The following is a 12,299-nucleotide window of genomic DNA, read 5'->3' on the forward strand; positions in this document are numbered from 1 at the left end:
GTCAGGAGTGTCGCCGACCCAGCGCGTCGAGTTCGCGCAACCCCCGGGTGTTCTGGATCACCTGGGTGAAGCTGACCTTCTCGCTGGCGGCGGTGAGCGCGGCGATTCCGGTCAGCAGGGCGGCCCGCCCCACCGGTCCGGTACGCGCGGCCAGTGCCACTCCGAGCAGCGCGCCGAGCGCGTTCGCCCCGCTGTCGCCGAGCATGACCCGCTCGTCGAGGTCGGCGGGGAGCAGCGCGGCGGCGGCGCCGACCGGTCCGGCGGCGAGCCCGCCGTTCGGGCCGGGCAGCAGCGGGGTGCCGAGCAGCACGCCGGCCTTGAGTGCCCGGCCCGGCCGCAGGTCGAGCAGGTTGACCAGGTTGGCCGTGCCGGCGACCACACCGGCGCCGAGCAGCACGTCGACCAGGCCGGCGGTACGGCCGGCCCGGCGGCGGCGCGGATGTGACCGGACGCTGGGGTCGGCGGCGAGCAGCGCGGCGGCGGCGAGTCCGGCCGCCCCCACCCCGGCGATCTTGACCAGCCCGCTGGTGACCCGGCCCTGCCGCAGCGCGGCGAGGTGTCCGGCGAAACCCTTGGCCGCTTTCTGGTCGGGGCGGGCCCCGACCACGTCGTCGTAGAGGCCGACGGCTCCGGAGGAGAGACCGGCGACCAGGGCCGCGGCGGCGGCGGGGCGGCTCGGCGCGCCGGCCGCCCCGCCCACGGCCGCGGCGGCGGCGAGCGCCGGCCCGGCGGCCAGGGTGACGGTGCGGCCCCGGAAGTTGGTGCGTTCCAGCGAGGGGGCCCAGGGACCGGCGGAGACGGCGCGCAGGGCCGCGGCGGCCAACCCGGCGGCGGTACCGAAGGCCAGCCGGCGGGTGCCGCGTTTCCGGGCGGTCACTCGGGCAGTACCGGCAGCAGCGACTGGGCGCCCTCGCCGACCCCGTACGCCCCGGCCTGCTTGGTCCCGAACTGCTGGACCAGGGCCAGGGCGGTGACCAGTTGCCCCTGCACGGTGTTGGCGTTGTCGACGGTGGAGATGGTCTTGGACAGCGCCGGATCGCGCCGCACCTCCGCCACCAGGTTGCCGCCGCCGCTGCCGTTGCCGGCGACGACGGCCAGGGACGCCTTGTCGAACTGGTCGGTGAACCGGACCACCGAGGCGTCCTTCTTGGCGGCGTCCCGGTCGACGTACGGCTGCCCGCTGACCACCACGACCGCCTCAGCCGAGGCGGTGATCTTCTGCTGCACGGTCAGGTAGCCCGCCTCGCTGTAGTCGTCCAGCACCGCCCGCCGGTCCGCGTCGGTCACCGGGGAGCCGCCCTCGGGACGGTCCAGCAGGGCGCTGGCCAGCAGGGCGCCGGACTTCTCCACGCCGTCACTGCCGGGCAGGCCGGTGTCGGGAATCGTCGGGCGAGCCGCCCGGGCCGCCATGCCGAGCAGGTCGACGTTGTTGGCCGGTTCGATGAGCTTCTCCTGTACGTCGATCCGCCCGGTGATGGTGGCCCCGGTCTGCCGGATCATCTCGGTGACGTTCTCGACGTGGTCCTGCCCACTCGGCAGCGCGACCAGCACCACCCGGCGGCCGGTGAGCGTGCCCCGCAGCAGGTGCGGTGCCGCCTCGGTGACGAAGTCCTCCTCGCGCTGGAGCTCGGCCTCCATGCTGTTGACCTGGTCACGGAGCTGGTCGTTGCTCTTGCTCAACCCGTTGACCCGGTTGTTCAGCGCGTCGGCGGCGGGGCCGTTGAGCGCGGCGGTGCCGACCACCAGGCCGATGGCCAGGGCCAGGAAGACCGCGGTGAGCGACACCACGTGGTACCGAAAGTTGATCACGACCAGCGCCTCTTGATCGATCGGGGCCCGACGTCCGTCGGCCAGGGCCTAGAAGAGCTGTCCAAGTTGGAACACCATATTGTTCCACCACTCCGATGCCACGCCGAGGTAGGCCTTGCCGACGGTGGAGACCGCGACGGCCGACGCCATCGCGGCCAGTGCCGAGAGCACCAGCAGCAGCAGCGAGGACCCGGAGATGCTCTGCCGGTACAGCCGGCTCACGCCCTTGGCGTCGACCAGCTTGCCACCGACCTTGAGCCGGGTGAGGAAGGTGGAGGCCATGCCGCCCCGACCCTTGTCCAGGAACTCGACGAGCGTGGCGTGCGTGCCGACCGCCACGATCAACGAGGCGCCCTTGCCGTCGGCGAGCAGCATCGCCAGGTCCTCGCTGGTGGCCGCGGCCGGAAAGGTCTGGGCGGTGACCCCGAGCCCGTTCACCCGGGCCAGGCCGGGGGCCCGACCGTCCGGGTACGCGTGCACGATCACCTCGGCGCCGCAGCGCAGCACGTCGTCGGTGACCGAGTCCATGTCACCGATGATCAGGTCAGGCGTGTAACCCGCCTCGACCAGGGCGTCCGCCCCGCCGTCGACCCCGATCAGCACCGGTTTGAACTCCCGGATGTACGGGCGCAGCACGTCGAGGTCGGCCTTGTAGTCGTACCCCCGGACCACGATCAGGCAGTGCCGCCCCCGGATCGGGGTCTCGATGTCGGGCACCCCGACCCCGTCGAGCAGCAGGTCGCGCTCCTGCTTGAGGTAGTCCATGGTGTTAGCCGCGAAGGCCTCCAACTGCACCGACAGGCCCTCCCGGGCGTCGGCCATCGCCTTGGCCACCGACTCGGCGTCCTGCCGGCTGCCGTGCCCGACCGGTTCGTCGCCGACCAGCACGGTGTTGCCGTCGATCCGGACCGTGTCGCCCTCGCGGATCTGCTGGAAAATGCTCTCACCGAGGTCGTCGAGGAGGGGGATCCCCGCCTTGATCAGGACTTCCGGCCCGAGATTGGGGTAGCGACCGGAGACCGAGGGCTTCGCGTTGAGCACCGCCCCGACGCCGACCGCGACCAGCGAATCGGCCGCCACCCGGTCCAGGTCGACATGGTCGATCACCGCGATGTCACCGGGACGCAGCCGACCGACCAGGCGCTTCGTCCGGCGGTCGAGGCGCGCGGTACCGACAATCTTGCCCGGTTCAGCGCTCCGGGCCCGGCGCAACGTGGGTAAACGCATCCTGACCATCCTGGCATGTGAGGCAGAGCTTTCTGTCGCGACATGCCTGAGCAGGGCCGCCACCCCCAAGGGAACCACATCGACGCTCGGCCGGGTGTGGCCCGCGTCACACCATCTGTTCTCGCTTCCCTCGGACCAGGGCGATCGACCGTCATCCCGCCTCAGGGCCGGCGTTCCCGGGCCGCCACCGCCAGCAGTTCCTCCGCATGCGCGATACCCAGATCGGAATCGGGCAAACCAGCGAGCATCCGGGCGAGCTCCCGGGCCCGCTCGGTGTCCTCGACGACCCGCACCCCGCTGGTCGTCACCGCACCTCCGGTGTCCTTGGCCACCACCAGGTGCCGGTCGGCGAACGCGGCGACCTGCGGCAGGTGCGTCACCACCAGAACCTGGTGGGTACGGGCCAGCCGGGCCAGCCGCCGGCCGATCTCCACCGCCGCCTGACCGCCGACCCCGGCGTCGACCTCGTCGAAGACGAGCGTGGGCGGCCCGCCGGAGCCGGCGAAGACGACCTCGATGGCGAGCATCACCCTGGACAGTTCGCCGCCGGAGGCGCCCCGCTGCAGCGGCAGCGACGGTGCGCCCGGGTGGGCGAGCAGCCGCAGCTCGACCTCGTCCGCGCCGTCCGGGCCGACCCCGACCTGCACACCGTCGACCGTCAGCGTCGGCTCACCCCGACCGGCGGCGCGGGGCAGCACCGCCACCTCGATCCGGGCGTGCGGCATCGCCAACCCGGCGAGTTCGACGGTCACCTGCTCGGCGAACCGCCCGGCGGCCTCCCGCCGGGCCACGGAGAGCCGGGCGGCCAACTCGGCGACCTCACCGGCCAACCGGTCCCGCTCCCGCTCCAGTTCGTCGAGGAGTTCGTCGGAGCTGTCCAGCTCGGACAGCCGGGTCCGGGCCCGCTCCGCCCAGGCGATCACCCCGTCGACGTCGTCGGCGTACTTGCGGGTCAGCCCGCGCAGTGCCGCCCGACGCTCATAGATGGTCTGCAGCCGGGCCGGGTCGGCGTCGAGTGCCGCCAGGTAGCCGGAGAGTTCCGCCGCGATGTCACCGACCAGCGTGGCCACCTCTTCGAGTCGCCCCGCCAGGTCACCGAGGGTCCGGTCCACCCCGGCCTGGGCCTCGAGGGTCCGGCGGGCGTGCCCGAGCAGCGTCGTCACGTCGGCCATCTCGTCGGTCGGCTCGGCCGCGCCCGCCACGCAGTGCTGGGCGGTCTGGGCCGCGGTCCGCAGACCCTCCGCGTGCTCCAGCCGTTGCGCCTCCGCCTTGAGCTCCTCGTCCTCCCCCGGTTGAGGGTCCACCCGGGTGATCTCGTCCAGGCCGAGCCGCAGCAGGTCCGCCTCCTGGTTGCGCTCGCGGGCGTTGCGCCGCCGGTCGGCCAGGTCGTCCGAGACCCGGCGCCACTGCGCGTACGACTCCCGCAGGCTCTCCAGCAGCTTCTCGTGTTCCGGCCCGCCGAACCGGTCCAGGGCGGCCCGCTGCTCGGCCGGACGGAGCAGCCGCAGCTGGTCCGACTGGCCGTGTACGGCCAGCACCTGCTCACCGATCTCGCCGAGCATCGCGACCGGCATGCTCCGGCCGGCGACATGGGCCCGGGAGCGCCCCTCCACGGTGACCGTACGGCTCAGCAGCACCGAACCGTCGTCGTCCGGCTCACCCCCCGCGTCGGCGATCCGGGTGTGTACGGCGCTGGCGACGCCACCGGCCAGCCGCAGCCGGCCCTCGACCACCGCCCGACCGGGATCGGCCCGCACCCGACCGGCGTCGGCACGCCCGCCGAAGAGCAGCCCGAGACCCGTGACGACCATGGTCTTGCCCGCGCCGGTCTCGCCCGTGATGACGTTCATACCGCGGGTGAGCGGCAGCGTGGTGTCCTCGATGACGCCCAACCCGGTGATGCGCAGCTCTTCCAGCACAGCCACCGACAGTAGTAGCGGCCCCCGACACTTGACCACCCGGCGCCCGCCCCCGTTTGTCGACGACCGTTCCGGACCGGCCCGCCCGATGCCGAATTCACCGGTCGTCGAACCGCCGGTCCAGGCACCGTCATCGGCACCCCACCAGCGGAGCGAGTACCCACGCCGGGCGGTACGGGGCTAACTCCGGCGGTCCCGCCAGCCCTCCACCGGTAGGCCGAACTTGGCGACCAGCCGATCGGTGAAGTGCCGGGCCCGCAGCCGGACGACCCGGACCGGCAGCGCACCCCGGTGGACGGTGACCCGGGCCCCCGGGGGCAGGTCGTACACCCGACGGCCGTCGCAGGCGAGCACCGCGAGGGTGGTGAACGGGTTCACGGTGATGGTGAAGGTCGAGGTCGGGGCGGTGACGATCGGACGACTGAACAGCGCGTGCGCACTGATCGGTACCAGCAGCAGCGCCTCCACCTCCGGCCAGACGACCGGTCCCCCGGCGGAGAAGGCGTACGCGGTGGAGCCGGTGGGGGTGGCGCAGACGACACCGTCGCAGCCGTACCGGGACAGCGGTCGCCCGTCGACGTCGACCAGGAGTTCCAGCATCTGGGCGCGTTCGCCCTTCTCCACGGTAACCTCGTTGAGCGCCCAGGACTCGATCACCGGGCCGCCCTCGAACTCGGCCCGTACGTCCAGGGTGAGCCGCTCGTCCACTGTGTAGTCGCGCTGGACCACGTCCCGGACCGCCTGGTCCAGGTCGTCGATCTCCGCCTCGGCGAGGAAACCGACCCGGCCGAGATTGATGCCGAGCAGCGGCGCCTTCGCCGGACGGGCCAGGTCCGCAGCGCGGAGGAAGGTGCCGTCACCGCCGAGCGCGATGACGATCTCCGCACCCTCGGCGGCGCCGAGCAGGCCGACCGGTCGCACCCCGGGCAGGTCGAGGTCGTCCGCCTCCTCGGCCACCACCCGTACCTCGAAACCGGCCGCGATCAGGTCCGCCGCGACGGTACGGGCGTGTTCGGTGCTCGCGGGACGGCCGGTGTGCGTCACCAGAAGTGCGGTCCGGGTCATCGGGCTCCCTCCCGTGCCACGCCCGAGCCGGTCGACCCGGCCGGTCCGGCCGCCACCGCCGCGCGGACCCGCGTCTCGTCCGGGGCCGGCGCGCCCTGTCGCAGCCAGACGAAGAATTCCACATTGCCGCTCGGGCCCGGCAGTGGGCTGGCCACCACACCGGCCAGCCCGAGGTCAAGGTCGGCGGCGGTGCCGGCGACCGTGAGGACGGCCTCGGTCCGCAGTTCCGGATCCCGGACCACCCCGCCGCTGCCGACCCGCTCCTTGCCGACCTCGAACTGCGGCTTGACCATGAGCACCAGGTCCCCCTCCGGGTCCGTGCAGGCCCGCAACGCGGGAAGCACCAGGCGCAGGGAGATGAACGAGAGATCGGCGACGGTGAGGGCGACGGTCCCGCCGACGGTGTCGGGGGTGAGGGTGCGGACGTTGGTGCGTTCGAAGACCCGGACCCGGGGATCCTCCCGGAGCGCCCAGGCGAGCTGGCCGTATCCGACGTCGACCGCGACCACCTCGGCCGCACCCCCGCGGAGCAGCACGTCGGTGAAGCCGCCGGTCGAGGCCCCGGCGTCGAGGCAGCGCCGACCGGTCACCCGCAGGCCGTCCGGGGTGAACGCGGCGAGGGCGCCGGCGAGCTTGTGGCCGCCACGGGAGACGTACTCGGTGCCGGGATCCTCACCGAGCACCCGGACCGGGTCCGCCGGGTCGACCATGGCCGCGACCTTGCGGGCCGCCACACCACGGACCTGGACCCGGCCGGCCTCCACCAGCGCGGCGGCCTGCTCCCGCGACCGGGCCAGGCCGCGGCGGACGAGTTCGGCGTCAAGTCGGGTACGACGTGCCATCGATGTTTCTCCGGAGGGTGGCTGGGCTCACGCCTGGTCGATGGTGGCGAGGGTTTCCCGCAGCGTGCGGTGCGCGGCCTCGTACTGGGCGATCTGGTCGGCCGGTGGCAGGTTGGCCGCGTTGGCCATGGCCTGGAGTACGGCGTCCACGGCCGGGTGGCCGGAGCCGCTCCCACCGGCGTCGTCGTCCCGGTCGGTGGGCGTCACGGCACCGGTCGACGCGCCGGATCCCGGTGGGCCGCCGGGCCGGAACGGACCGGGTACGGGCGTCGGGTTCACGCCGCATCACCAGCGGAGGCCGACGAACGCGTGGCCTTCTTGGCCACCGTCTTCTTGGCCGTCGTCTTCTTCGCCGCAGCGTTCTTCGCCGCCTTGTTCGCGGCGGCCTTCTTCGCCACCGCCTGCTTGGCGAGGGCCTGCCGGGCGACGGGCTCCTGTGCCTCCGCCCGCGTGGCGACCGCCTTCTTGGCGACCGCCTTCTTGGCCACCGGCCTCGGCACCAGCGCCTTCCCGGCCGACGCCGCGTCCGGGCCGGTCGCTGGGGTGGTGTCCGCCCCGCCGGCCGCCCGCGCGGCCGACAGTTCCCGTTCCAGCTGCTGTACGCGTCGGGTCAGGGCGTTGACCTCGTCGTTCGTGGCAAGCCCGAGCACACCCAGTGCCCGGTCGACCTCCACCCGGACGATCTTCGTCAGTGCCTCCCGGTTGGCCATGCCGGTGGAAATCAACTCCTCCGCCATGGTCTGCAGTTGGGCGGCGGTGGCGCCGCTGGAGCCGACCAGCTTCCTGGCGACCGTCTGGGCCCGCTTCCTCGACGCCTCACTCAGGCCGAGGGCCAACTCGAGATAGGCCCGCCACGCGTCCTGCATACCCCGGTCCTTTCGCGGGTGCCGACTGTACAGGTTGTCACGCTACCGGGCGCCGACCGCCGGCCAGTGCGGTACGGTGCCCGGGAAACGGGCGTGGCGCGAGCCGAGGGGGCGGGCAATGGCCAGTGTTGAGGAATGTCGGCAGGCGCTGCACGATCTGGCGGCTCGGATGGACGCCAACGCCGCCACCGTACGTAACCAGGTCGATCTGGACCGTACGCTCGCCTGCCGGATCACCGACCTCGGCACCGCGTTCCACGGCCGGCTGACCGGTGGACGGCTGGTCGACCTGGCGGACGGTGACGACCCGAAGGCGAAGATCGCGTTGAGCACGACCAGCGACGACCTGATCCGTCTGGTCCGGGGCGAACTGGATATCCCCAAGGCGCTCGCCGGGCGGCAGATGGCGATCAAAGCCAACCCGTTCGACCTGCTGAAGCTCCGTAAGCTCCTCTGACCGCACCCGGCCGCCCGGGTGACCGGCAACTCACTCCGACGCTGAGGCCGCCAGCAGTCCGAGCGCCTCGAGCGTCGCCCGGGCCTCGTCGTCGGCCGGGCGGACGACCTCGAGCGGCCCCTCCGCCGACCAGAACTCGACACACAACGCCCGCAACGCCTCCACGCGTGATCCTGAACCGGCGAGCACCCCGATGGCCTTCTCCCTGGTCACCCGCCAGCCGGTCGATCCGGTCGGGCGCATCGCCGTCGGCCCTGGCAGCTGAGCCACCCCGGCCGGGTCGAAGAGCCCGTCAAGGGTCTCGGCGACGTAGGTCGGCCGGGCGTGGACCGGGGCGTGCAACAGTTCGGTGGGGGTACTCACACCGGTCAGCACGAGCAGGCTGTCCATGCCGGCCCGGACGGCACCCTCGATGTCGGTGTCGAGCCGATCGCCCACCGCCAGCGGCCGGACGGCACCCGTCCGCCGGGCCGCGGTGGTGAACAGGGCCGGGCCCGGCTTGCCGATCACCAGGTCCGGTTCCCGGCCCAGCGCCGTACGCAGCACCGCCACCAATGATCCGTTTCCCGGTACCGGGCCGCGCAGCGTGGGCAGGGTGCGGTCGGTGTTGGTGGCGATCCACTCCGCACCGGCCCGTACCGCCAACGCGGCCTCGGCGAGATCCGCCCACCCGACCTGCGGACCGTAGCCCTGCACCACCGCGACCGGAGCGTCCTCCAACCGGGCGACCGGTCGCAGCCCGGCGGCCCGTACCTCGGCCCGCAACGCCTCCGCACCGACCACGAGTACGGCCGAGTCCGCCGGGAAGCGCTCCGCCAGGACCTCCGCCGCGGCTCCGGCCGAGGTGAGTACCTCTTCGGGCCGGGCGGAGAGTCCCATGCTGGTGAGCAACGTGGCGACCTCGACGGCTCGCCGGGAGGCGTTGTTCGTCGCGTACGTCAGCGGCCTGCCCTCGGCGTACAGCCGGCTGACCGCGGCGACACCCGTCTCGATCGGCCGGTCGACCAGATAGATCACACCGTCCAGATCAAGAATCACCAGGTCGTACGCGTCGACCAGCCGACCGTCCGCCGAGGATCCGGTCACGAGCGAGCCGATCCCGGCGAATCCTCCGCCGCGTCGCCATCGGCATCCCGACGGCCTGCGGACGCGTCGCCCTCGGGACCCACCGGCGTCGACTCCGGTGACAACCCGTCGTCACCGCTGACGGCCTCGGTCCGCACCGACTGCCCGTCGGTGGAGACGTCGACGGGGAGGGAGGCCGTGGCCGCCGGCTCGCCCGCGTTGCTCCGCTCCGGGCTGTCCGACCCGAGGCCACCGGCCGACTCCGTGCTCACGCCGTCGCCGGCCGGCACATCCACGTCTCCACCGAGCACCGCCTCGTCGTCGTCCTCGTCGTCCTCGTCGTCCTCGTCGTCGAGGTCCTCGTCGTCGAAGTCGTCCGCGTTGTCCTCCGGGTCGACCTCGTCCTCGTCACCGTCGTCGAGATCCTCGTCGTCGTCCTCGAGATCCTCGTCATCGAGGTCCTCGTCGGTGTCGGCGGCCGTGCCAGCGTCGTAGGAGTCGGCCTCGTCGTCGAGATCAGCCTCGGACTCGGTCTTCTCGAGGTCGACGTCGTCTTCGTCTTCGTCGAGGTCATCTCCCTCGATGACCACACCATCGAGCTCCAGCAGCCGTTCCGCCGCGTCGGTCTCGCCGTACTCGTCGGCGTCCGCCGCACGGGCGAACCACTCCCGCGCCTCCTCCCGGCGGTTCACCGCCAGCAGGGAGTCGGCATAGGCGTACCGGAGTCGCGCAGCCCACGGCTCGGCCGAGGCCGAGGTCAGTTCGCGTACCTGGAGCATGGCCACGGCCGCGTCGCCCTGGCCCATGTCCCCTCGCGCACCGGCGGCCACGATCAACAGTTCGATCGCGTCCGCCTTGTCGAGCGACTCACGGTCGGCGCCCCGGAAGAGGTCGATCGCCCGCTCCGGCCGGCCGAGCGCCCGCTCACAGTCGGCCAGTACGGCCAGATGTGTCTGCTTGCCCGTCATACGGTGGTAGGTCCGGAGTTCGGCGAGAGCGGTCTGCCATTCGCCCGCCCGGTACGCGGCCAGTCCCACAGCCTCACGCACCACGGCGATTCTGGCGGCGAGCCGCCGCGCGGCGAGTGCGTGCTCCAGTGCCAGCTCCGCATCCTCGTCGATCAGCTGTCCGGTGGCGACGAGATGCCGCGCCACCCGCTCCGCCACCGGCTTCGCCAGGGACAGCAGCTCCGCGCGGACCGAACTGTCCAGATCCGTCGCGACGATCTCGTCGGGAAGGGCTGGACCAGAGGGCTCCCGGGCGGAGTCACCCGCCCTGGCCGGACCGTCTGGCCGCCCGGTTCGCTGGTCGCCGCCGTAGCGGGTCTCTTCCCGAGGCCGCCGATCGGCACCATCCCGACGGCCGCCGCCCCGGGCGCCCGACTCGAACCGGTCGGCCCCTGAACGTACGCCCTCAGTCCGGCCTGTCGGCCGCGCGCCACCCCGATCGTCGCCGCCCCGGGCGCCGTACCGGGGCCGCTCGCCCCGGAAGTCGTCACGGCGACCACCGGTTTCACGGGCACCCGACCGGTCGCCGCCAGGGCGACCACGATCAGGGCCCGAACCCCGCTGGCGGTCCTCGAAGCTCGGGCGACCGTCGCGCTCGCGGAAGCCGCGCCCGCCTTCGCCCGAGCCACCGCTCCGATACCCGCCGCCCTGGCCGGGACCTCGGTAGCCGCCCTCACGACGGTCCCCACCGCGACCAGCGTCGTCCCGACGCTCGCCGCCACGGAACCCGCTGTCGCCCCGGTAACCGCCCTCACGACGCTCGCCACCGTCACGGCCGAAGCCCTCACGACGGTCACCGCCGCGACCGGCGTCGTCCCGACGCTCGCCGCCACGGAACCCGCTGTCGCCCCGGTAACCACCTTCACGGCGGTCGCCGCCCCGGTAACCGCCCTCACGACGGTCACCACCGCCACGAGCAGCATCGTCCCGACGGTCGCCACCACGGAACCCGCTGTCGCCCCGGTAACCACCTTCACGGCGGTCACCACCACGACCGGCATCGTCCCGGCGGTCGCCGCCACGGTAACCACCCTCGCGGCGGTCACCGCCACGGCCGGAGTCGTCCCGGCGGTCGCCGCCACGGAACCCGCTGTCGCCCCGGTAACCACCTTCACGACGGTCGCCGCCCCGGTAACCGCCCTCACGACGGTCACCGCCGCGACCAGCGTCGTCCCGACGCTCGCCGCCACGGAACCCGCTGTCGCCCCGGTAACCACCTTCACGACGGTCGCCGCCCCGGTAGCCGCCCTCACGACGGTCACCGCCGCCGGTTCCGCTGTCGCGTCGATAGCCGGCGCCTCGGTCGTCGTCACCCCGGCCGCGGAAGCCGCCGCCACGTGGGCTGCTGCTGGAGCCGCCGTCGCGAGACCCGGAGCGGTAGCCACCGGTGCTTCCGCCACGCTCACCGCCGCGGAATCCCCCGCCTTCGCCCCAACCGCGGCCTCCGGCACCGCCACGGCCTCCGGCACCACGGTCAGTCCGCTGGTCGCGGTCGCCCCGGTCAGCACGGAAATCACCGCTGGGACGCGGACCGCCCCGGAACTGCCCGTCCCGACGGTCGCCACCGCTACGGCCCGCGCCGCCACGGAAGCCGCCGTCCCGGGGAGCGGACCGGTCCCGACGGTCCGGATCCGATCCCCCACCGCCGCGGTAACCGCCACCGCTGGGGGAGCCCCCTCGATCACGGGAGGCGCCGTACGAATCACGGTCTCCGCGATGGGACGATCGCCCGTCTCCACGCACGGAGGCGTCGCGACCGCCCCGTCGGTCCGGACGATCGTCCTGACGGCGTGGCCGATCTCCGCCGTGCGCTTGTGAACTCACGGGTACATCCTTCCTCAAGGCGCTATCGCCAAAACATACAATGAAGGGCCACCCAGACATGGGTGGCCCTTCATTAGAAGATGTCCGGCGGTGTCCTACTCTCCCACACCCTCACGAGTGCAGTACCATCGGCGCTGGAAGGCTTAGCTACCGGGTTCGGAATGTAACCGGGCGTTTCCCTTCCGCCATAACCGCCGTAACCCTATCAACAAATCAAA

Annotated in this window: 11 protein-coding genes, 1 rRNA gene and 1 pseudogene; 1 reads left to right on the forward strand and 12 read right to left on the reverse strand. The window is 72.8% G+C overall.

The window, feature by feature from the left end; genetic code table 11:
* Window position 1: 1 nt before the first annotated feature.
* The 8 genes from V1633_RS29510 to V1633_RS29545 all read right to left on the reverse strand — a co-directional run bounded on the left by V1633_RS29510 (window position 2) and on the right by V1633_RS29545 (window position 7,728).
* Window positions 2-877 (reverse strand): hypothetical protein, encoded by an 876-nt coding sequence (locus tag V1633_RS29510; protein ID WP_407952128.1) that lies wholly within the window; start codon window positions 875-877, stop codon window positions 2-4.
* Window positions 874-1,809, reverse strand: coding sequence for a copper transporter (locus V1633_RS29515; protein WP_331217564.1), 936 nt, complete (start codon window positions 1,807-1,809; stop codon window positions 874-876). The genes V1633_RS29510 and V1633_RS29515 overlap by 4 nt, the downstream gene beginning before the upstream one ends.
* Before the next feature lie 48 nt (window positions 1,810-1,857).
* Window positions 1,858-3,036 (reverse strand): putative cytokinetic ring protein SteA, encoded by a 1,179-nt coding sequence (gene steA / locus V1633_RS29520; RefSeq protein WP_331217565.1) that lies wholly within the window; start codon window positions 3,034-3,036, stop codon window positions 1,858-1,860.
* Window positions 3,037-3,197: 161 nt separating this feature from the next.
* A complete protein-coding gene (gene recN, locus V1633_RS29525) occupies window positions 3,198-4,955 on the reverse strand; it encodes a DNA repair protein RecN (RefSeq protein ID WP_331217644.1) in 1,758 nt (585 codons plus the stop codon).
* Window positions 4,956-5,135: 180 nt separating this feature from the next.
* Window positions 5,136-6,020 carry an NAD kinase gene (locus V1633_RS29530; protein ID WP_331217566.1) on the reverse strand — a complete coding sequence of 295 codons (885 nt, stop codon included), beginning with the start codon at window positions 6,018-6,020 and terminating at the stop codon, window positions 5,136-5,138.
* Complete coding sequence (locus V1633_RS29535; protein WP_331217567.1) at window positions 6,017-6,862, reverse strand: TlyA family RNA methyltransferase; 846 nt, start codon at window positions 6,860-6,862, stop codon at window positions 6,017-6,019. Before V1633_RS29535 ends, V1633_RS29530 begins: the two co-directional genes overlap by 4 nt.
* A gap of 27 nt (window positions 6,863-6,889) precedes the next feature.
* A complete protein-coding gene (locus tag V1633_RS29540) occupies window positions 6,890-7,069 on the reverse strand; it encodes a hypothetical protein (protein WP_331217645.1) in 180 nt (59 codons plus the stop codon).
* A 68-nt stretch (window positions 7,070-7,137) separates the two neighbouring features.
* Window positions 7,138-7,728 (reverse strand): phasin family protein, encoded by a 591-nt coding sequence (locus V1633_RS29545; RefSeq protein WP_331217568.1) that lies wholly within the window; start codon window positions 7,726-7,728, stop codon window positions 7,138-7,140.
* Window positions 7,729-7,846: 118 nt separating this feature from the next.
* Here V1633_RS29545 and V1633_RS29550 point away from each other — a divergent pair, with 118 nt between their 5' ends.
* Window positions 7,847-8,185, forward strand: a complete 339-nt coding sequence (locus tag V1633_RS29550) for an alkyl sulfatase C-terminal domain-containing protein (protein ID WP_331217569.1) — start codon at window positions 7,847-7,849, stop codon at window positions 8,183-8,185.
* A gap of 30 nt (window positions 8,186-8,215) precedes the next feature.
* Here the strand turns inward: V1633_RS29550 and V1633_RS29555 are convergent, their stop codons facing one another.
* The 4 genes and pseudogenes from V1633_RS29555 to rrf form a co-directional block, all read right to left on the reverse strand.
* Window positions 8,216-9,271, reverse strand: coding sequence for an HAD-IIA family hydrolase (locus V1633_RS29555; RefSeq protein ID WP_331217570.1), 1,056 nt, complete (start codon window positions 9,269-9,271; stop codon window positions 8,216-8,218).
* 523 nt (window positions 9,272-9,794) lie between these two features.
* Window positions 9,795-10,437: pseudogene (locus V1633_RS37080) on the reverse strand (Replicase polyprotein 1ab); the annotation flags it as partial.
* Window positions 10,371-11,774 (reverse strand): hypothetical protein, encoded by a 1,404-nt coding sequence (locus tag V1633_RS29565; RefSeq protein ID WP_331217653.1) that lies wholly within the window; start codon window positions 11,772-11,774, stop codon window positions 10,371-10,373. The gene V1633_RS29565 and the pseudogene V1633_RS37080, both read right to left, overlap by 67 nt.
* A gap of 389 nt (window positions 11,775-12,163) precedes the next feature.
* Window positions 12,164-12,280 (reverse strand): 5S ribosomal RNA (gene rrf, locus V1633_RS29570).
* Window positions 12,281-12,299 lie beyond the last annotated feature (19 nt).

Source organism: Plantactinospora sonchi (genome assembly GCF_036422035.1).
In the GTDB taxonomy this organism is placed as follows: domain Bacteria; phylum Actinomycetota; class Actinomycetes; order Mycobacteriales; family Micromonosporaceae; genus Plantactinospora; species Plantactinospora sonchi.